Genomic DNA, 20,897 nt, shown 5'->3' on the forward strand with positions numbered 1-20,897 from the left:
ACAGTTATGAACAATTTACTAGATGACATAAAAAACAACTATCTGTTTTATGGGTTCTACCAGAGATATAGAGCAAAAGGACGTCTTCGAAGTATAAAACGCAATAAGAAGAAGATACCACCATATCTGTTGAAGGACAACTTTGAGCAAGAACTCAATTATAAACTTTGGTCAACAAAAGGGGCTAGATTTGAAGCTAGTACTAGAAATCTAATCCAGAAAAAACTATCAGCGCAATCAGTGGGATTTTTATCAGCATATTTGATCGTCATAAATATTGTACATATATATAATCTTAGTTTCTGGAAGTTGAATATAACAGCGAATGATGTTGCATTCGCTTCCACAGCTTTTTCTATTCTTATCTTACTATATAGTCAACTAGAAAGTGCCGAAGACCACGGTGTCAAAGCTGAAAAATTTCACAGCTGCGCTCTAGAAATCGGCGAGCTCTATAATAAGCTACGTCTATCTAAAAGCCAAGAAACTGATGAAGAAAAGAGAAAGCGAATTCGAGAGATAAGCAACGAATATGATTTAGTACTTCGGAAGTACGACAACCACAAATCTTACGATCGCGAGAAATTTATATTGAATAAGTATCATTATCATGGTTTAAACTTCTTTGAACGCTTTTTTGGACAGGCTAAATACTACTTCTTGGTGAAATTTAAATATCACCTACTAATATGGGCACCGCTTATACTTTTCGTGGGTCTTAATATTCTAAAAATTTATGAAGTGATCAAATAATGAAAAAAAACACTTTTTACTTATATACTGGTCTTGTACTGTTAATATTAGCTTCATCGAGTGTAATTGGTTTTAGTATTTACAGCTATTGGAAAGGCAGCGGAATTGATGATGACAAAGGTTATAATAGCATAAATGCAGTAATAGCTTTGCTCTCTCTCGCCTTTAGTATCATCACTGTAATATTTGTGTATGCTACCTATCAAAGCTCCTTAACACAGATTAAGGATAATAATAAGAACATTGAACTTGACAGGGCATTGGATAATATCTATCGACAACTAGAGTTTACAGGACAAAAGCATTCAGATAAACATGATGTGTATTCAAGTATTTTAACAAAGTTGGATGACACCGTAGAGAGCTTATTTTACAATTTACATGGGTCAAGACGTTTTTTAGATGATTATTGTAGTGAACTTGAGTTATATATCTGGATAGTTGAAAAACCCACGTTGTCTTGGGAAGACAAAAGCTTTTTATTAAACATTGTCTTTAGGAATTATAGCGAAGTAGTTAAACGAATGTATCGTAAGCTATATACAATAAAAGTTGTTGCTCATGATAAAAATTTGTACAAGAATATTATGGATTTCTTCATGTCCTATTATGCTGATCAAAATAGCAAGGCCGATCCAATTTTCGCCTCATTACCTGAGGATGAAAAGGAGATTTTTATAAAAGAAAATATGAAAGATAAATTACAAACAAAGTTTTTTACTTTGCAAATAGTCCTCGAAAAATTGGACTGGATCAAGAATATTGAAAATAAATATAAAATCATCCGGCCAAATGTTCTTTATCCGAAGAAAACAAGTTAGCAGCTTTCATTACCTATTTTTGAAATTACTGCACAGGATTTAATGGACTTATAAAATGCAAAAGGTGGCTTTGAAAAATATTATATTTTCTAAAAAGAGAGATGATTCTCCTGAATGACTTATATTTTAAATTATAATGTATTTGCTAGAGTCAACAAATAAATATTCGTTATTTTAGGGTTTTATTGCGGGATTATGCCATTACATTCTTTACCTATAAATACTCTTGACTGGACAACATTTCAAAAGTTTTGCACAGATCTCCTGAAACTTGATACTGGTATAGTGGATTCCAGAGAATACCTCAAAACAGGAAGTAAGCAGGATGGTATAGACATTTATGCTTCAACGGAAGAATCTGAAAAGATAATTGTAGCTCAATGCAAAAAGAAACTATACATTAGTCCTTCCGAAATTCAAGATATCGTAAATTTATTCCTAGACGGCAAATTCAGGGATAAAACGAAGGAATTTATTTTATGTACATCGTTTGATTTTAGCGCAAAAGAAAATCACGAAAATGCACTCAATGATGTTCGAGACAAACTTAAAAAGAATAAAATAGAATTTAGAGTATGGGATTTTGATGGAATAAATGCACATCTCAGAAGCAATTCATCGGATCAATATATTGGACTTGTTTATCGATATTTTCGACATGAAGTCACAGTAGAATTTTACGGTCCTGCCTATGCTAAGTACATTGAAAGGTTGAATTTACCCGAAAGAAGAAGTTACAATTTCAATATAGCATTTTATATTCCTCGAAATATTCAAATTTTAGATGACCAACAAACAAGCACTTCTCTTTCACTACAAGAGATTATTAGAGAAAAATATAAATCTCATTCATCAGCTATAAAATTAATATTGACTGCTTCTGCGGGAATAGGTAAAAGTATAGAGGTACGCCACACCGTTAATTACCTTATTTCGGAATACAAAGATATTTTCCCAATATATGCTGATCTAAGAAATTATGATGGACAAGAATTAGATGTTTTTTTATTTGGATCAGACGCTCTAAACAATAATATTCCCAATGAGCGCTTATTTCTAATATTAGATGGATTAGATGAAGTTTCGCCAGAATTATTCCCGATCATTATAAAGAAGTTCAACTCTTTTATTCAACGAAGACCAGTTCACTTCTTATTATCGGTGAGAAGCAATTTTATCGATAAAAATAATCTTCCTATTTCCGATGCCCAACTTTGTTTTCTTAATAATTTGACTGAAATCGATGTAAAGAATTTCACTAAACTACAGTTAGCTGAAAAGTCAGATATATTTTTGGATGAATTAAAAAAACACAACTTTTTTGAATACTGTTTTACCCCTTTTTACCTAGTTAATCTGATAGATCTCTATAAAAGTGATAACTTTCCGAATAATAGAAATGAACTACTCAAAAAAATTACACTAAAAAATCTCCATAGAGATATCAAAAGATACAATAATAAAAAAAAGATTAACCATATATTCTCAGTAGCCAAAAAGATTGCCTTTCTATCATCCATAATAGGAAAGACCGCTGTCTCCACAGCCGAATTAAAACAATTTGAGATTGATGATGACGATATAGAATTGTTAGATAATCTGAGTATCATTGAAAAACACACATCAACTTTTGTCGAAGACAAGTGGTCTTTTCAACATAAAAATATCCAAGAGTATTTGACAGCAGAAATCCTTTCTGGCACCACTAATATCAACGCAATAAAAGATATTATTTTTGTGAATGGAAATGGGTTAAAACAAGTTAATCAAAGGATATTGAACAGTTTATCTTTTTTAATTTCCAATGAGACCACCTCTGATAAACTATTTAATGAAATTCTACAAGAATTACTTGAACATGATCCTGAAGTATTGTTAAAATTTGAAAGTGATAAATTAAGAAAGGAAATCAGAGATCGCATATTTTTAAAGATTTGGAACAAATACAAAGCAGAAGACTTGTCTCTATATTCTTCAAACAAATTCTGTTTACAAGATATTGCAAACTTCTGCATTATTGATAGACAAAAAATTGAATTTCTTCTAAATGAGGTTACAAATGGAAATAATATTGGATTAACAAGAAATGCATTAGTTCTTTTAATTAATGATCAACACACTCCCCCCAATAAGGCCCTTATTAGAACAAGTTTATCTAAAGTGTTATATGATGACCAAACTTGTAATTCAATAAAAGGGCAGATTTTGGGAACCTTACATGCGTGTAAAATTTTATCTAAAGCAAACTTTGAAGATTATCTAAATTCAAACCTCGACACAAAAAATATTGATATCCGGGAAGCATTCCTAACAATTATTAAGACCGAAAGAATTTCGGGATACACTCAATTTATTTTGGACAGCATAGATATTTTTGAGACTGAAGATATAGATATATATGATTCTATAGTTTCTTACTATATAAAAGATACTCTTTGCACCCCTCTAACTGTTGGGGATCTATCTCAATTTCTAAGATATCTCGTAAATAATCCAAACAGAGTAGATCGTTTTGAAGATTCAAATAAGATTGTATTTGAATCATATGAAATAAACACATTATTTTCAAATATTGATGCATTCGCGAAAGAGAACAAGGAAATAATAATATTAGTATATAAATTGATGACAAAATTAGAGCTGGTTGAATTCGAAAATTCTTTCTTTACATTTTTTGTAGGGTTCTTCAAACAGCTTGACCTAAATGATTTCATTTTTAAGAAAGCTTTAAAATGGAAAAAAACATTGCATTTTTCTGTTCCTTTTTTGTCAATAAAAAATCTTCAAGATCTACAAAACTTATCTAAAGGATCAGAGCAAGACATAATCGCACTCGACAACATCTTGAAAATGTGTTTCTATCAAGATGAACAACTATTCAATGAAATTAAAAGATATTGGCCTTACGGCGAACATTACGAAATCCCCGACTTTGAGAAGCCACTAACTAACGATGATATCAAAATTGTGAAAGATCAAGAAAAACAGTCGATATTGCTTGACCGGAATCTTTTCTTCGATCAAGCATCTAATATTTTTAAATGTTATGGCTCCAATGAAATTAAAGATTACTTGGATCTTATGAAGAGTGGCGAAATAGATCAATATATGAGGTCATTGGCTTTAACAGAAATAGGTCTTTATAGTCGAGGGAAGAGTCTCACATTGGAGGAATTTATTGAAATATATTCTAACGACAAAACATGGGATAATTTCAAGATAAAATCCATTATAAACATGTTAAAAGAAAGGAATCGTTCAAGTCCTATTAATAATAATCTACTTTTATTTGCCCGTCAATGGTGTGAACAGCAAATTGGTACTGAAGATTTTGAAGACTTTTTCTGGGCGGACGAAAATGGAAATTTTCAGTTTAATTATAAAAAAATAAAAGTATTCGAACTCTATAAAATACTACGTTTTGAGATGTCTGATGAAATGTACAGAAAGATCTTAATTTATGACCTCTATCCCCATGTGTCTTCGAATTCAATTACACAATTCATTATTGAAAACACTGGAGATATGGAGAAATTAAAAGAAAAAATAATCTTCAATTTACAGAATAGGAAATTTCCTTCAAATATCCTATTAAATCATCTTTATGCAGGGAAGAAATTAAATATGGAGGGGATCATCGACATCGCTTATAATGAATTACTAAGTAGAAAGGATATAGACTCCCAGTCAAAAATGCATTTGAGTAAGCTCTATTTAGAACTTGGAGGGGACCTTGAGGATATATTAGATGAAGAAAGCACCAAATCACGAATTTTAGAAAATGGCGATGATACATCATTAGAATGGTACCTATTTGATTTAGCTTTGCAAGAGGGGCATAACTGGGCGAATCAATTTGTCGATATTTTAGTCGGTAATATCAGTAATTATCAAATACACCGTCGAGCAAAATTGATCAATTATCTATTTAGAACTAAAAATGATAAAGCAATCAAAATCTGGATTTCTGAATCTATAAAAGTCGGTGAAGATATTCTGTCAACTAGTAGAAACAACAGCATTTCGATATATCTTAAAGAACTCTCTTTGGAAAAAACTATTCAATCCATGTTAAAAGGGTTAAAAGAGCTATACTATAACGGGAATTATGAAGATTACAATAATTCCAATTCTATTTATGAGGCAATAATTTTTAATATTAAAGGGCTGCTTGAAAATAATTCAGATGCATTCAGCTATTTAACACAAGGATTAAAACAACTAAAGTCAGAGTTCCAAGACGATAACATTAAACGCAATATTCAAAATCTAATTTTAACGTTTAACAATCATTATTTCAATACAGTAGTTAATAACTATTCGATAGTGGATGCTAAGCAAATATTAGCTACCATTAGCGATAGAAGCTAGCGACCATATTACTCTCATGAGAGTAGTTTTCCGACATAACATTTGAAAAATATAGCTGTAAAGCATATCCATATCTATACAATTTTATTGCTTTTCAAGCGAAATCTATTTATATTAGATTTTGCTTGAACTAACGTAAAAGTCCATAACCAAAAGTTTTATTAAACCTTCTAAACTTTATGAAATTTACATATTTTAAATTCCGAAATTTCAAGGGAATTGAAAACGAAACTCTCGAATTGTCAAAAGCACCAAATAGTGATATTTTCACACTTGTAGGTTTAAACGAAAGTGGTAAAACTACAATCTTGGAAGCTATCAACTATTTCAAACATAAAAATGAAAAGTTGGATGTATTAGAATTAAAAAATTATGAAGTTGAAGATATTCATTCTCTAATTCCAATAAATAAGAGAGATAATTTCAATGATTACATTGGTATTGAAGCAGGTGTCATTCTAAATCTAGAAGACAAAATTGAGATAACACAGGAATTTAGAAAACACGATATCACAATCACAAAAATAGATGATACGATAAGATATATCCAAGAATATCATTTTGAAAAATCTAAGCATATAGAGGAAAAAGATAAATCTCTTTGGGTTTATACTATTTATGGACGAAAAGGGAAGAGTAAAAAAGAACAACAATTAAAAAATGAAGATGTTCTCAAAGTGTTTAATTTCATCAGATTAAAAATCCCAAGCATTCTTTACTTTCCGAATTTCTTATTCGATTTTCCCGAAAAAATATATCTAAATGATACGATTGAGGATAAAAAACATATATTTTATCAACAAATAATTCAAGATACATTAGATGCCTTGGAGAACGACTTAAATATAAACGACCATTTAATAGCCCGAATTACATCATCAGATAACAATGATAAGAGAAATCTCAACAGTTTAATTGGAAAGCTTCAGAAATTACTCACGCAAGTAATCTTTAAAAAATGGAATCAAATTTTCAATAAAGATCAAACTGATAAAGAAATTGTTTTAATCACTGGAGAAGATGATGGCGGACCATATGTAGAATTTAATATTAAAGATGATGTAGACACATATAGAATATCTGAAAGATCCTTAGGATTCAGATGGTTTTTCGTGTATATTCTGCTCACCCAATTTAGAACATTTAGAAAAAAAAATAAAAATGCATTATTCCTATTTGACGAGCCAGCATCAAATCTACATCCCTCAGCGCAGTCTGAATTGCTAAAAAGCTTTGAGAAACTTCCAGGAGTAATATATACCACTCACAGTCAATATTTGATTAACCCTCAATGGCTAGAAAGCACATTTGTAATTAAAAATGAAGCGATAGATTACGAAAATGAAGAGGACTTTAATTCAAAAAATACTAAAATAAAAGTTAGCAAGTACAGAGAGTTTGCAGTAAAACATCCTAATCAAAGCAATTATTTTCAACCCATTTTAGAAGTGCTTGATTTTAAACCTTCACAGCTAGAATTAGTACCTAAAGTTATATTTACAGAAGGCAAGAATGATTTTTATACTGTACACTATTTTGGGAAGATGCTAAACATAAAACATCTTCCCAAAATAGTGCCAAGCACAAGTGCTTCAAATATGGAAACTCTTATTAGCCTATATCTTGGTTGGGGAGCAAAATTTGTTATTTTGCTAGATGATGACCGTGAAGGAAAGCAACAAAAAGAAAGATACCTCAAACTCTACGGCGACTTCCTAAAATCGTCAATTTTCACCTTATCTGATATTAATCCCAAATGGGATAAATTTGACATGGAAGACTTAATTTTAGAAGATGACAAAAAAATAATTGTTACCCATCTTTATCCAAATTCTAAAATAACAAAAAATGTATTAAATAGATCTATCCAAGAGCTTTTATTAAAAAATGAGAAGCTAAAGATCGGTAGAGAGACGCTCTCTAATTTTGACGCCTTAATTTCGGCTTTAAAAGATTTGATTGATAAATAATTATCAATCAAATCTTTTAAAGCCGTCTCATAATGCATATTCCGGTGATGTTGACCCCTTTCCGGCAATACTGACCCCTCAGATTTGGTTATCTGGGGATTTTTACCAATAGCCTGACAATTTCACCTTTTTTTCTTAGACTTTCACCCTTAAGTTCAATTCGGTGAGAAGTATGTACAATCCGGTCCAATACAGCGTCCGCGATTGAATCAAATTGTATCAAAAAAATTCGTACCATTTGCGGATGATCAGCAGATAAAAGCCAAACTACATCCAGGCATTGGCCAGACTTCAAGCAGGAATTACCTACCTAAAGACTGGTCAATACCCACGTAAACATTAGCCAGCAGCGCGAAGTTTCCGAAGCAGGTTCGAATAAGGTCTAATCATTATTAAAACTCGGACTAACAGCTAACGGTATCGAATGTTGAATGGACTTAATAAACGATTCAACACATTAATCAATCATGTGCAATGAAAAGTTGAATGGAAATAATATAAAAAGCCAAACTGCTATACGTCAACAATTTGGCTGAGAGTCAATCAGTAACCTAATCTATCTTAAAACAGATTTACAAACATTCTGGTAAACTGAGAAGATTGTTAGGTTGTTCACCATCGTTCCGAGTTTTAATATACTTATTACCCGCGGCGCTTACTGCTACTATAACGTCAATAACTCTTCCTCCCCGATTGACATAGAAGCTCCAACGACCGTTTTCAATTCCTTCGATAGCTTCTTGTTGTGTTATTTTCCAAGATTGACCATCAGGATTTTTTCCACCAATTTTTTCAATCCTTTCATGTGCATTTTGACGATTGGTTTTGTTAATACATTTAATTTCATGTGATGTTGCCATAATTATAAATTTAAAAGTTAATAAAGTTCGACTATCTGTGCTGCCAGCACCTTCCACCGCCTGATACTTTCCGCTGACATGGTCCACCCTTTTGAGTCGGAGCACCACAAATACCTGAAATTGGTTTTGAAGCGCCTGAACTCTTCACTGTATGTCTAGCAGTAGCACTAAAACTACCGAATTGTGAAACCAAACGCTTACCATTCTTAACAATATGAGCAGACACATTGCCAGAAGTTGACTGTCTAGCAGTCACAGTCACTTTCATCTCTGAAAAAATTGACCGTGGGAATTCTTTTCTCCATGTTCCTTGATGACCATTTATATAGATGGTAGCTCCAAGGTCATCAGTGTAATTGATATCGCACTGTTCACATTCTGCTTCGTAACCATAGGTATCGGTCTCAGTATCTTCCTTTTTACATCCGATAAATAAGAAAGAAATAAATAAGATTATTACATTTTTCATAAAATTTTAATATACTAGTATTAATCTATACAAAGATAAATCTGACAAAACTCCGTTATTTACGGAAACCCATAATAGGACGATTAATTCATACTTTTCTATTTTACGACTTCTCTAAATTAAGCATATGACCTGCGTTAAAATCTCAGATAACAACCACTCAGTGAAAACGCTTAAAAGACAGTGCCGACAATTATTAATGCCTAGTCAAATTCAGGATTATAACCTAGAGCCCAAAGACCTAGGCGGTTTTCCTTTGCGTGTTTTTGAGATACAACAAGCTGTGATTGATAGCGGACATTAGGTGGCACAGTCATTAAAAGAGCAAACCCATTCTTGATCATTGCTGCATTGATAAAAATATCGTCGAGATAAGCGTAAGCCAAAGTACGCCCATAGCGATCCAGTGAATCCACGTCATATTCCAACCGGATCTGCTTATGAAGTATTAAGCTATCCAGATAACGTTTGGAAGTCTTGCCAAAGGGATGCTTCTTTTTATGGAACGCATTCCGATCTTCAGGAGCGTCAATGCCAATCAATCTAATTTTAATATTAATACCTTGATGATTTTTGATCCAAAAAGTATCTCCATCAATGACTTTATATACTAAGCCATTGCTTCCCATACTTTTGTTGCTTGATACAAAACCGGCCCGAATAATATCTCCGGGACGACCGCAGCTCATCAAAAAAAGAAGCATCCCTATATTTATCCACTTTTTCATTTGGTCTACAGGGTTTTGAGGAATTGTTCAAACTCCTGATAAAACTGATCTTTGGTATTCACAGCCTGAATTACCTTAACATTGGTACAGCCGCTATCTTTGAGCCATTTTTCCCAGACTACTTTGATAATCTGAAAATCCGTAGGCTGTTCATTTGCTTGGCCCGTTGGATCTAAGGAACGGTCCACAAGTTCAGCAATAAAAATATTGACATCCTTCAGGTTATAGTCGGTTTTCTTGATCGCATAAGAAGAATCGGCGTGTATAAAAGCGGTCAGGTCGCGCTGACCACTTGCATTAAAATCTTTGCGGATCTTGGCGACCAGCTCCGAACCGAGACGATATCCCCTCCCCTTGTTGGTGCTTTCGATGTAACCATCCGTCAGGAGCAATACCACATTGGTATTTTTCTTATCAACGATGATTTTACCGCTGCCTTCTATACGTTGTGGAGTGACATCGACGAGCGAGCTCTTGATTGTCTCGTTAAAATAATTCCACACATCGGCGCCTGAAGGATTTTTCAACGAATAATCGTATACACGATTGACCTCATTGGAGAATATCCGCATGTCTGTCTTCAGTTGTTTTCGGATATAACCAGCCCTATCAAGCTGATGATTTGCAAACCGACCAAAATCGATGGTCATCTTCTTGGGATCGAATGAAGCCGTATTCAATATACCACGATTGATAAAATCAATTTTATAAATGTCCAGCTGTCCGGAGCTCCGATTGCTAAGCGATAAAAGGTTACTACTATGGCCGATAAGTTCCCGGATCAGGACCGTGTCATGGATTGGTTTGGGATATAATTGTGTGTTGATCCTATTGGATAGATCGGGTGCAATAATGATGTTATAGTCCTTGAGCATAACCTGCTGTTTGACAGAATCATCACTGGCACAGCCAACAAAAACAGCTATTGTAAGCAAAGAAAAAATATACTGGATTTTCATTGGAAAGGGTATTAGTTGTTAAAAGCGGTGACGTCTTCTAGCAGTTCGTGTTTGATATCGGATCGCATCCCTAAATTGGAAAGCCAAGTTTCGCATTCGCTAACGGCTTCCCGTGTTTTAGTTTCGGCTTTGAGGATGGCGTATACCTCATAAAGATACTTACTCCAGCCTTCCATATAGATATTGACGCGGTTTTCCATCTCAGCTTTGGAAATAGGCAACTTATCGTTATCAATCTGGCTCTTGTAGATCTGTGCGATGTTGTTGATCCGTTCCTTAAATGTGAGCAGCTGATGCTGCAACCCGCCCACACGTTCATTCTGCAGAATGGGTAGCTGCTGTACCTGAGCGATCTTATCTTCTTTTGTGACCTGCAGGGTGAAAAGCTCGGCCTGCAAGGCATCGTTTTCCAACCGGATTTTGTTGATCTGCTCCTGATATTCGTTGATCTCTGCCTGATGGCTCTGTACAATATGCTTGGTTTTCTGCTGTTGAAAGGACAGATTACGTTCATTGATCTGGTTCAATAACTTTTCGAAAAAGAAACCGAAGAGGAAAACACCTAGAGCACCCAGGATAAATACCAGCCAGAAGTTACTGTCAAAGAGGACGGTGGAGAGTGTCAGATGCTGATCAGTCTTGTTGGTCAGGAGTTCAATATCATTTATATTTTTGGATACTTTGTAGGCGATAAAAATATCGACCACCAGGATCAAAATGATTCCCAGATTATTTACAAAGGCGGCTTTGACTTTTTGCCAGATAGTCGGTTGCTCTGAATCGTTTTTCTGTTCGGGCTCAAAAAGGTCTCTGAATACCTTGTACATGCCCAATGCCAAGGGGATGGCGACAAACAAAAATAGAAACAGAATACCGCCCGCTCCTTTTTGTCCTATTTTGGAAATAGCATGCGGATTAAAGACTTCGGGTGACTCGGTATTAGCAGCGCCGAGCAGCATCATCTCATTGATCTCCTCCTTGGAAAAAATAAAGATATAGGCCACGGAAGAGTAAAAGACGAATATATACAGGGCCAGTAACAAAGTCGTCGCCGACAGAATAAACATAATGGGTTTGTTAACAGAAGGCCTGACAAACTCAACCTCCAGTTCTTTGATCTTTTGCTTCAGCGCGATAATTTTACTTTCAATAAAAGGAATTCTTGTGTTGTTATTTGAAGCAATCTGGAGCCGCTTTTCTTCAATTTTAGCGGTTAATGAATTGATGTCGGAATCTAAATTCTGCTTTTCGACGAGCGCATTATTTTTTATTTTATCGATTTCCTGTTCGGTCCGGAATTCCATGTTTGTCGAACTCACCTTCTGCTGTTCGTCGATACGTACTTTAAGCCGCTCTTTCTTCTCAGCTATGACTTCGATTTCGTTAATAAAATTGGAGTACAGACTGTCCATCGCCTGATGTAAAATCTGATGATCGCCATTATTTTCCTTTGCCCGATTATAGCCGCTCAACTTGACGAGATCCCTGTCAAATGCGCCGACCTCTGAGGCAATGATATTATCCAGCACGTCTTTGAACTCTTTCAAAGATTGCTGTTGAAAATTGAGCTCTGCCCCCGACGAATAGCGGGAGCTGGAAGGTTCTGTCTTAATTTGCATAGATATATCGTTTTTTTCAGATTCGATGATGTCTTCCAGCGATTCGCCATTGTTAATCCGTATGGCTCTGTTACGGATGCCGTGAAAGGTTTCTGTGAGCTCAGCAATGGTCTTAGGGTAATTGGTGATGATAACGCTGACATGGTTGTTGCTTTTGGAGTTATTGCTCCAGTTATAAGACCCAGTGATGGCAACGGCGCTGTCAATGACGCAAAACTTCTGATTCATCATTCCCCAGCCCACATTTTTTACTTTGGTAACTTCGGCTCCCTGCCTTTCCAGCAAAGCGAAATCAAGCTTTTCATTGTCGGGCTGGTCAGAGATGATGATCGAGACTTTCACGTGTCGGTCAAGGCAGCCCTGAACCGTAGCAAACAGTTCGCCATCGGTAAACCAGGCCATTGCGATCAGCACCTCATTTCGGGCTTGTGATAACTCCTGCCTCACACGTTCATAGATAACTCTGCTATCGGAAAGTGTATCTTGGATCAATTGATCTGTATTCATTTTGTTTTCAGTTAAATACGGTTATATGACTTATATGGTGTTTATCGTTTCATCATTTCAAAAGTATCAATTCCCGTAAAGGAGATTTTACGGTTTCCCGTAAGCTTAACCTTATTGCATTTTGCTATTCGCAAACTATGCAGGCGAAAAAGCAGAGACTCTTTATGAGCAGATCCTCCAAGAATTTCCGGACAACGGAATCGCCTATTACAGTCTGAATTCGATCAATACATTTTCGAATAAACCTGAGGAGAACAACAATATGTCGAGTGAAATGTAGAAGAGGTCAGATAGAAAAAATAAGAAAGGCTATCAGGTGATAGCCTTTGTCTGTTCATGTAATTGGTTAACATACGGCGCTAATCTCTTAGATGCAACTAGTCATATTGGACAGATTAAACTCCCTGCTATTTATCTATCTGTTCAAAGGTAACATGATTCACTAACAGCTTCTTACGGGAAACCGTAAGGTCAGGATTATATTAATTCAGCATCTCTACAATGAGCAATTAATTGTCCATTGTTAGTAAAACCCAGAGATTCCTTCATGAGATTCAATCGTTTCTCGATAGTACTGAGACTGGAAGCTTTCGCGCCCAATTGCTTGAGTATCTCGGGCATCCGATATTGTGGAATACCCTGATACAATAGATTGACAATCTGCAGATCAAGTTGGGAAAATTCAAATGAATTTTGGTTGTGAATAGTTTTCTTATTGTCGGCAGATTGATATATCCTACCTTGATAAACCATCTGAAGAGCTTCTTTTAGATGTTCTCTTCCTCTACGCGCTTTCAAAACATAGCCATCAATTTGATTAGCCTTAAACATCTCGTGAATTGCCGGTGTCATTTCCTGTACCGTCATCACGACGACCTTGATATCTGGCTGCACCGACTTTATGGCTTTGATAAGGGAAAGGCCGTCTTTTATCTCTTGAGTAAAACCGTCATCCTTAAAATTAATATCGGTAATCAATAGGTCATACGGTTCTCCGGCACGTATCGCATTTTTGATCCAAGCGAGAGCATGGTCGCAATAATAAACATAGTCGGGATCAACAACTCCCAAATCACGCAGTGTGACTTGCACTGCAAAATTTTCTGTATCGTGGTCTTCGGCAATGAGTATTTTTTTAAACATACAATAATCATCTTATATTAATGGGATATTGGCGGTAATGCTCAGCCCTTTTCCCGGTTCACTTACAAAGTTAATTTCACCGCCAAGGATTTCTATACGGGAAACCGTATTTGTAAGCCCCTTTCCCTTAGATATTTCTTTGGGGATTCCTACCCCGTTATCTTTATAAAATATTTTGAGTTGTTGGTCTGATTTTTCAAATCGCACAACGACCTGTTTGGCATGACTATGTTTCTTCATGTTCACCATCAACTCCTGAAGTACATACTTGACCTCGTTCTTGATCCGGTTGTTGATATCTTCCCATTTTTTGGCATCATTACCTGCGATTGACACATGGAGATGATCTGTAGCAAATGACCTGAGTAAAGTCGAAACTTGCTCATTATAGGGGATCACCATTGTAGGTTGCTGCTCCACATTATGTGAAATATCTCTAGACTGATTGTATATTACTTCCAACTTATCAAGCAGCCCTTCGCGGTCAAGATCGTCTTTATATTCAACTTCAGTCATAACACGATAAATATCATTAGCAACAACATCATGCACTTTTTTGGAAAGGTTGAGCTGAGTTTCTTTGATCCGGTTCTGCGCTTCCAGCTCGAGGCGTTGCTTGCGCCGTTTGTACCAGAGGGTACCGCCGCCGGTAGCCAGTAGAAGCAGAAAGATACTTGCGCCGGTGATAGCACGCTGCCTGACGAGACGGTTTTGCTTTTCGGCATTTTCTTTTTCTAAACGCAGATTGTCGGCTTTGTTTTTTTCAACTTCGTAACGGATGAGGGCAAACTGATTTTTGGCTGCGGCACGTGCTTGTTCGGTGCTGTCACTGATATGCCGATATTGATTGAAGTAAGAAACTATTGAATCTCTGGGACCTACTTTAATCAGGCGTGCCAGCCCTTTCATCATATCATTGGCACTTTTAATCTTTTTCGCTATAGAGTATTGCTGGCGAGCGTAATATAATGCAGAATCAGGTTTTGTCTTTTCATAATAATCCGCTAGATGCGCTAAACTGGCGTTCTGCCCCCATTTATCTTTTTCCTTTTTTCGGATCTCATAAGCTTGTGAAAGATCGGGAACTGGATTATAATTCAAATCTCGCTTCCATTTTAAAAAAGCTATATTAGAGAGTACCCTAGCGTATTGTTTTGGATTGCCCCTCACACCTTTCAAGACATTTTCTAGTATTGCCACAGCAGAATCGTAATCTTGAAGATGCATATAACTTAGAGCCAAATTGTTACGATATATATTCGAATTTAAAGAGTCATCTGAAAATGCTATTGCAAGATGATATAGCTCTATAGCTTTAGCATAGTCTTGTAAGCTGTGGGTAGCTGATGCTAGGTTGTTATAGTTAGAGCTTACATAAATACGATGCGACTTTTGCGTGGTATCCAAATAATTTAAAGCTTCCAAGGAGGTCTCCTGCGCACCATAAAGGTCACCTTGTTCCCTTTGGGTAATAGCCATGTTTACCAAACATTTAGCAACACCTAGACTGTCACCATCGTCTAAAAACTGGGCTTTGGCTTTCTCAAATAAAAAATAGGATGAGTCTGACTTTCCCAAAGACAAATATTCATAAGCCGCCTCAAAATAATGATTGACATTTTTCCCTTGTTCCTTTTTGTTATCATTCTGACAGCCAAAAAGCGAAAATGTTAATAAGATCAGTAAATACTTCACATCAGGTTATTTTATCCTAAAATATAAAAAATCGCAGGACGAAGCAACAATTACATTTTAAACAAAAAAGGCAGCCATTGGCTGCCCTTATAATATTTATTAAACTTTTAGTTTTTTGGCGGTCTCACAGTACCGTTCTCGCCTCCATTATCAGGGTCTTCACCGTCTGCATCTGTAGTTTGCATTGTCGGTGTACCAGCACTTGGCTGTGAGTTTGATGGTTGACCGATTCCAAACAAAAAATATAATATTAAACTCCACATAATTCAAAAAATTAGAATAAAACCTTGGCAGGCCCATGCACCGCGCATGGGGTTACTGCATTGATTTCAGAAGGCCTTCTGAATTTTTTGGGAAGTAGGAGTGTCAATCGCGGGAGGCAGAAGCTGCTTCCCAAACCGGCTAAAGACTACCGCGAGATCTTCTCATTGTGAAATCAGATTAGTATCTTAGTCTTATGTTTTAATCGATATGATCATCTGACTTCGAGAACAAAGTTATAGCCGTTAAAAGCCTTTTTATCATGGATTTCCGTCATTTCCCAGCTTAACCCAGGACTACCGTAATGTGCCGTCATCCACCCTTGATCTCCGATGAATTTCCGTTCTCTTTTAACCCTGTGCATCGGTACGGTTTCCCGTATTTTCCGGAATGCGGACTGTTTTAATTTTGTAATGATGTTTGAAATTGACCTATATAATGAAGAAGTACTGAGAGCTTTTCATGAGAAGAAAGGCCAGGAAACACTTATACATCTTCAGCGAGCCACAAGAGCTGATCTGATGAAGGAGTGCTTATTACGTTTAGAAAACGGGGAGCTTAAGAATGATATGCCTGTTTTAGCTAAGATATTTAATTGTGAAGGCAACGTGGAAAGCATTAAAACAGCCATAAAAAAGGCTACTGCAGATAAATTCCGACCCATACAGGATTTTATTCGCGAAAAAACTAACAAACCAACGGACAATATTATTGCACTGTTAGCTATATTTATTGATTATCAGCCAAGGCCATTCGAACAATGGCGTGAAAACCGTCGGGCTAAAAGCGAAGGTGAAGAAGTGGTGATCCTAGAGGAAAATGACACTGCAGAAGTGCGGGAGGAAACTACTTCTCCAGCATCTGCTCTGAATATTTCTATTAATAATCCACAAAACGCTTCTTTGCCAAAAAAGAAAAAACGAGAACTACTGTTTGGCGGGATTGGTGTACTTACTATCATTTTATTGATAACATGGTATATTTTAGCGTTCCCGGAAGAATGCATGTGCTGGAATGGCGAAAACTATGTCCAGGTTGATTGTCAAGATAAAACTCAACCTTATCCCGTTATTGGATTAAATCGGGATAAACTAGAACATTTCCGTAAAATTACGAAGCCTGATACGCTGGGAATAAAAGACATTGGAAATATCTGGTATTCTAAAATCGACAATGAAGTTGAATTTTTTACAGGCCCTGGACGCCACCCTGTCATGCAGCATAAATCATTGAAAGCCGTGACAAAACATATCTGGGATACTTATGTCAATATAAAACCGGACAGCAATCAAGATATTCAATTCGGCATAATACATAGATCAAAAGAGAAAAGTCGATAAACACAAAAAAGCCACATCTCGCGATGTGGCTCTACACCATATATATCTGACTAAACGCTCCGTTATTTATAGGAATGAATTGACTTGGACACTTTCCAGCTATCGCCTTCGCGCACCAAAGTCACCAGGTCGGTCTTGGTGAAATTTTCAAATTTCAACGTTACTTTAGCGACCATATAATCAGCCGACTCTTCGATGATATCGGTGGCCACTTTGCAGTTCAGCTTCTCTCCTTTTTGCTTTTTAAAGAATTTGACAACCGCACTACGTCCATTGGTACCGGCATTAGCCTTCTGGCTGAAATCTTCAGCAAACAGCTGCTCCACGCCTGCCGATTCTCCCTCGGTAGTGACCGCAACATAGTGGTCAAGGGCGAAGTCTGCGGTAGAAAGGTTAACGTTTGCTTTTGCGGATTTTGAACCTGGTCCTTCAGCGGCCATAGTGAATGTGGATACTGCGATTAAGGCTGCTGCTACGAATGTTTTTACTAGAGTTTTCATAATGTCTTTATTTTTTGTGTTAGTTCTGTTGTTCTTATTTGTTGACTCAAAACTACGACACCATACGTCCACAGCCTATGGGCTTTAGACTAACGGACGGGAAAACTCGGTGAATGGAGGGAATGGGGAGGTGAAATTCGAGACGTATCCCTGAAAAGCTGAGCACTTTTCAGGGATACGTCTGCAAACTACCGCCATATGTAACTAACTGCATCATTAAAACTTGCCGTCGCAGAATTTGAGGACGCAGTTTTAGAGCCTATCAATTTGTTGTCTATGTAAACCTCCGCCTTTATTCCCCCTGGTCCAAATGCCGAAAAATGAGCATATGCATCATCATACGGATTTACAGTACGACTTATTTTTTTCGAATATGGTAGTATGACATCTTTCACATTTTCCCTTCCGCCACTTTCATTCGTGTAAGATAGTTCCACTTTGTTCGGCGTACCCGAAGCTACAGTAAACTTGTATTCAATAGTTACATTTTTTGGATAGCCCTTGTCTGAGCCTTCATCAGGTCCATCGTCTTTGCCGCAGGATACCGAGCCAAAGATCATTGTTGCAATCAAGCCAGAAAATAGGATACATTTTGTTTTCATGATTATACATTTAAAAGTTAAAAAAATCAAAATCGTATTGATATCAAATCGAAACAGGTCATTAACTTTCCGATCTATCGGTCATCTTTTACGAGAGATGGATCGCGGAATTGAAGAATCAGTTCTTTTATTGCACCGACAATAACCTGCGGTTGGTCCAAGGTGATGTAGTGGCCACTACCTGCGACCCTAAGATGTTTACTGTTCGTAGAAAGAGACAGAAGATTTTTCTGCATGTTATCCCATGCTGTTACCATTTCGGCCCGTAGTCTTTTTTCCTTAAACAATGTATCAAAACGGGAAGTATCCGTCGCACTGATAACGTAAAGAGGAATATTGCCAAAGGATATTATTTTTGCGGCATCACTCTTTATAACGGCCATCTGCTCTTGTTCTTCAAGAACTGCAGCAGCGCTTTTGTATAATAATGCAGGCATTAAAGAGTTTTGATATTGATATTGCTTCGAAGGAGGAAACATATCCTTGAACATCAGTCTTGCCAAACCAAATGCATTCGCAAACTTCAAAAATTCGGCGGGTAACCCCTTGTTCACCAATTTATAAAGTCCCGGCGAAAGGTATTTTTTATTGTCCGGATGCTGGCTATCGACCAATACAGCTCCAGCTACATCCTGCCGATATCTATCAACGAAAATTCGGACCAGTATACCTCCCATAGAATGGCCAACGAGGATGTAAGGTTTCGGTGCATTGGATTTTTCCAACAGCAAGTATAATTCCTCGGCCATTTGTTCTCCGGTTTTTGAATTTTCCCCTCTTTCACTCCAAAGTATACCAGCCCTGTCATAAGAAACGGTTGTAGTATGCAAACTTAGTTCCTGTTGAATAGAATACCATTGAAGATGACCTTCGGGGCATAATGCCGATTCAAAGACAATTGTTGGTCCGCCTGTTCCCTTTTTCAGGTAATGAAGTCGGTAGCGGTCCAGTTCGACGAAGTGACCATTGGGAATAATCTTTTCAGCTTTTGCACGAGACCAGCTTTCAAATATGAAACCTGCCAGCAGTACTAAAGCGATGAAAGAAATAATGATAACGACTATTTTTTTTATCCGATTGAACATTTTCATATTGCACCTTTATATTGCTTAGCTTAATGCATATACAAAAGTATGCGATATCTAAGCTCATAAAGGCTCATCCGACAGGTTGACACCTCTTTGGATCAAACGATATTAACCTATTTTACAGATCATTATGAAAAATGAGACCTCTATTTGAAGATTGAGACCTTTACAAATCTGTCTTGAGATATTGCTGAGGAGACTTGCCTGTGTACTTTTTAAAATTCCGGTTAAAAGAAGCTTTTGAGTTGAACCCACAGTCATACGCAATTGTTAGCAGTGTATATTTTTTATTGGCAGGTAATGTCATCCGTTGTAAAAATTCTTTCACACGCAGTTCGTTTATCAGTTCGTAAAAATTTTTTTCGATCACGGAATTGATCACCTGTGACAGCAAATTGGGATGCGTATCAACCATCCCTGCGAGGTCGTTAAGGGTCAATTCTGGGTTTAGATATGGCTTTTGCTGTTCTAGTACAATTTGTAGTTTTACGTATAACCGATTCGCAGCATCTGGTTCCAGTAGTGATTTTGCATATTTGGGCGGATATGAACTGTTCTGCGGCGATTGGTCTTCTCTATTAACGATCTCGGTATAATTAGCAAGGTTCGCATCCTCAATGTGCTTCTGACTAAACACATTTACTTGTTTGATGCCAAAATATCCCATCCACCATATATAGATTACCGAAGCAGAAAAAACAAGATGATCTTTATGGAAGATGAGGACAATTAGCCAGATTGCCGCCATACCCGCGACCAAATAAAGCAGCCATAGAAAATTTACTTTTTCAATATTTGAAAATCGGTATTTAAGATTTTTCCTAAACAACAATAGCTTGTAGAAAGAAAGAGGAATATAGATAACACCGGAAAGATATATTAAAACAATCCGCCATCTATTTTCTGTTTCGAATCCCATGGAACCATTTTTAAGCACATTCACTTTATCTTCAAATGAAAGCCAATAAAATTGGGCGAAAAGCAAATAGCCCAAAATAAATGGTAAAAAGTGTAATAGATCTATTTTTTTAAAGGGAATTGGGCGTGTCTGATATTTTATATAGAGGTAGAGGAACGGTCCCTGCGCTAATGGCATCCATAATCCCTGGATTGATAGTACTGGGTGTTGGAGATAGAGCCCCGATTTAAGTAGGTAAATCGATAGCAGCATTATTGTCGATACTGCGAGCCAGCATGCAAGCATATAGTCC

General features: G+C 36.5%; 17 protein-coding genes and 1 pseudogene. 6 read left to right on the plus strand and 12 right to left on the minus strand.

The window, feature by feature from the left end:
* Positions 1-6 precede the first annotated feature (6 nt).
* The 4 genes from K7A41_RS02910 to K7A41_RS02925 all read left to right on the plus strand — a co-directional run bounded on the left by K7A41_RS02910 (position 7) and on the right by K7A41_RS02925 (position 7,915).
* A complete protein-coding gene (locus K7A41_RS02910; RefSeq protein ID WP_265712543.1) occupies positions 7-753 on the plus strand; it encodes an SLATT domain-containing protein in 747 nt (248 codons plus the stop codon).
* Positions 753-1,574 carry a hypothetical protein gene (locus tag K7A41_RS02915; protein ID WP_265712544.1) on the plus strand — a complete coding sequence of 274 codons (822 nt, stop codon included), beginning with the start codon at positions 753-755 and terminating at the stop codon, positions 1,572-1,574. Before K7A41_RS02910 ends, K7A41_RS02915 begins: the two co-directional genes overlap by 1 nt.
* A 195-nt stretch (positions 1,575-1,769) precedes the next feature.
* Entirely contained in the window at positions 1,770-5,945 is a 4,176-nt protein-coding gene (locus K7A41_RS02920) for an NACHT domain-containing protein (RefSeq protein ID WP_265712545.1), read from the plus strand.
* Between the two features lie 179 nt (positions 5,946-6,124).
* A complete protein-coding gene (locus K7A41_RS02925) occupies positions 6,125-7,915 on the plus strand; it encodes an ATP-dependent nuclease (protein WP_265712546.1) in 1,791 nt (596 codons plus the stop codon).
* Positions 7,916-8,003: 88 nt separating this feature from the next.
* On the opposite strand, the pseudogene K7A41_RS02930 reads toward K7A41_RS02925, so the two are convergent.
* From K7A41_RS02930 to K7A41_RS02955, 6 genes and pseudogenes are all read right to left on the minus strand, one after another.
* A pseudogene (locus tag K7A41_RS02930) lies at positions 8,004-8,123 on the minus strand (ATP-binding protein); the annotation flags it as partial.
* Between the two features lie 364 nt (positions 8,124-8,487).
* On the minus strand, positions 8,488-8,775 hold the full coding sequence (locus K7A41_RS02935) for a DUF3892 domain-containing protein (protein WP_265712547.1): 288 nt from the start codon (positions 8,773-8,775) through the stop codon (positions 8,488-8,490).
* Between the two features lie 31 nt (positions 8,776-8,806).
* Entirely contained in the window at positions 8,807-9,244 is a 438-nt protein-coding gene (locus K7A41_RS02940; RefSeq protein ID WP_265712548.1) for a hypothetical protein, read from the minus strand.
* Positions 9,245-9,447: 203 nt separating this feature from the next.
* On the minus strand, positions 9,448-9,972 hold the full coding sequence (locus K7A41_RS02945; protein ID WP_265712549.1) for a thermonuclease family protein: 525 nt from the start codon (positions 9,970-9,972) through the stop codon (positions 9,448-9,450).
* Positions 9,973-9,977: 5 nt separating this feature from the next.
* A complete protein-coding gene (locus tag K7A41_RS02950) occupies positions 9,978-10,931 on the minus strand; it encodes a hypothetical protein (RefSeq protein WP_265712550.1) in 954 nt (317 codons plus the stop codon).
* Between the two features lie 11 nt (positions 10,932-10,942).
* Positions 10,943-13,057 carry a phospholipase D-like domain-containing protein gene (locus K7A41_RS02955; RefSeq protein ID WP_265712551.1) on the minus strand — a complete coding sequence of 705 codons (2,115 nt, stop codon included), beginning with the start codon at positions 13,055-13,057 and terminating at the stop codon, positions 10,943-10,945.
* Positions 13,058-13,178: 121 nt separating this feature from the next.
* Here K7A41_RS02955 and K7A41_RS02960 point away from each other — a divergent pair, with 121 nt between their 5' ends.
* Positions 13,179-13,337: a hypothetical protein gene (locus K7A41_RS02960; protein WP_265712552.1), complete on the plus strand. Its 159-nt coding sequence runs from the start codon at positions 13,179-13,181 to the stop codon at positions 13,335-13,337.
* A gap of 197 nt (positions 13,338-13,534) precedes the next feature.
* On the opposite strand, the gene K7A41_RS02965 is transcribed toward K7A41_RS02960, so the two are convergent.
* Together K7A41_RS02965 and K7A41_RS02970 are read right to left on the minus strand one after the other, a co-directional pair.
* Positions 13,535-14,200 (minus strand): response regulator, encoded by a 666-nt coding sequence (locus tag K7A41_RS02965; RefSeq protein WP_265712553.1) that lies wholly within the window; start codon positions 14,198-14,200, stop codon positions 13,535-13,537.
* 12 nt (positions 14,201-14,212) lie between these two features.
* Positions 14,213-15,895: a tetratricopeptide repeat-containing sensor histidine kinase gene (locus K7A41_RS02970; protein ID WP_265712554.1), complete on the minus strand. Its 1,683-nt coding sequence runs from the start codon at positions 15,893-15,895 to the stop codon at positions 14,213-14,215.
* A 674-nt stretch (positions 15,896-16,569) separates the two neighbouring features.
* On the opposite strand from K7A41_RS02970, the gene K7A41_RS02975 reads away from it, so the two are divergent.
* Positions 16,570-17,496 carry a hypothetical protein gene (locus tag K7A41_RS02975; RefSeq protein WP_265712555.1) on the plus strand — a complete coding sequence of 309 codons (927 nt, stop codon included), beginning with the start codon at positions 16,570-16,572 and terminating at the stop codon, positions 17,494-17,496.
* Between the two features lie 62 nt (positions 17,497-17,558).
* On the opposite strand, the gene K7A41_RS02980 is transcribed toward K7A41_RS02975, so the two are convergent.
* From K7A41_RS02980 to K7A41_RS02995, 4 genes are all read right to left on the minus strand, one after another.
* Positions 17,559-17,996: a nuclear transport factor 2 family protein gene (locus K7A41_RS02980; protein ID WP_265712556.1), complete on the minus strand. Its 438-nt coding sequence runs from the start codon at positions 17,994-17,996 to the stop codon at positions 17,559-17,561.
* A 188-nt stretch (positions 17,997-18,184) separates the two neighbouring features.
* Positions 18,185-18,598, minus strand: a complete 414-nt coding sequence (locus K7A41_RS02985; RefSeq protein WP_265712557.1) for a hypothetical protein — start codon at positions 18,596-18,598, stop codon at positions 18,185-18,187.
* 74 nt (positions 18,599-18,672) lie between these two features.
* Positions 18,673-19,689, minus strand: coding sequence for an alpha/beta fold hydrolase (locus K7A41_RS02990; protein WP_265712558.1), 1,017 nt, complete (start codon positions 19,687-19,689; stop codon positions 18,673-18,675).
* A gap of 163 nt (positions 19,690-19,852) precedes the next feature.
* Positions 19,853-20,605, minus strand: a complete 753-nt coding sequence (locus K7A41_RS02995) for a helix-turn-helix domain-containing protein (RefSeq protein WP_265712559.1) — start codon at positions 20,603-20,605, stop codon at positions 19,853-19,855.
* Positions 20,606-20,897 lie beyond the last annotated feature (292 nt).

The sequence above is a fragment of the Sphingobacterium sp. InxBP1 genome (assembly GCF_026191775.1).
Classification (GTDB): Bacteria; Bacteroidota; Bacteroidia; order Sphingobacteriales; family Sphingobacteriaceae; genus Sphingobacterium; species Sphingobacterium thalpophilum.

Bases quoted from the DNA above. Each gene is read 5' to 3' on its own strand.
- K7A41_RS02910 (WP_265712543.1), top strand. From the start codon at position 7: ATGAACAATTTACTAGATGACATAAAAAACAACTATCTGTTTTATGGG.
- K7A41_RS02915 (WP_265712544.1), top strand. From the start codon at position 753: ATGAAAAAAAACACTTTTTACTTATATACTGGTCTTGTACTGTTAATA.
- K7A41_RS02920 (WP_265712545.1), top strand. From the start codon at position 1,770: ATGCCATTACATTCTTTACCTATAAATACTCTTGACTGGACAACATTT.
- K7A41_RS02925 (WP_265712546.1), top strand. From the start codon at position 6,125: ATGAAATTTACATATTTTAAATTCCGAAATTTCAAGGGAATTGAAAAC.
- K7A41_RS02935 (WP_265712547.1), bottom strand. From the start codon at position 8,775: ATGGCAACATCACATGAAATTAAATGTATTAACAAAACCAATCGTCAA.
- K7A41_RS02940 (WP_265712548.1), bottom strand. From the start codon at position 9,244: ATGAAAAATGTAATAATCTTATTTATTTCTTTCTTATTTATCGGATGT.
- K7A41_RS02945 (WP_265712549.1), bottom strand. From the start codon at position 9,972: ATGAAAAAGTGGATAAATATAGGGATGCTTCTTTTTTTGATGAGCTGC.
- K7A41_RS02950 (WP_265712550.1), bottom strand. From the start codon at position 10,931: ATGAAAATCCAGTATATTTTTTCTTTGCTTACAATAGCTGTTTTTGTT.
- K7A41_RS02955 (WP_265712551.1), bottom strand. From the start codon at position 13,057: ATGAATACAGATCAATTGATCCAAGATACACTTTCCGATAGCAGAGTT.
- K7A41_RS02965 (WP_265712553.1), bottom strand. From the start codon at position 14,200: ATGTTTAAAAAAATACTCATTGCCGAAGACCACGATACAGAAAATTTT.
- K7A41_RS02975 (WP_265712555.1), top strand. From the start codon at position 16,570: ATGATGTTTGAAATTGACCTATATAATGAAGAAGTACTGAGAGCTTTT.
- K7A41_RS02980 (WP_265712556.1), bottom strand. From the start codon at position 17,996: ATGAAAACTCTAGTAAAAACATTCGTAGCAGCAGCCTTAATCGCAGTA.
- K7A41_RS02985 (WP_265712557.1), bottom strand. From the start codon at position 18,598: ATGAAAACAAAATGTATCCTATTTTCTGGCTTGATTGCAACAATGATC.
- K7A41_RS02990 (WP_265712558.1), bottom strand. From the start codon at position 19,689: ATGAAAATGTTCAATCGGATAAAAAAAATAGTCGTTATCATTATTTCT.
- K7A41_RS02995 (WP_265712559.1), bottom strand. From the start codon at position 20,605: ATGGGATTCGAAACAGAAAATAGATGGCGGATTGTTTTAATATATCTT.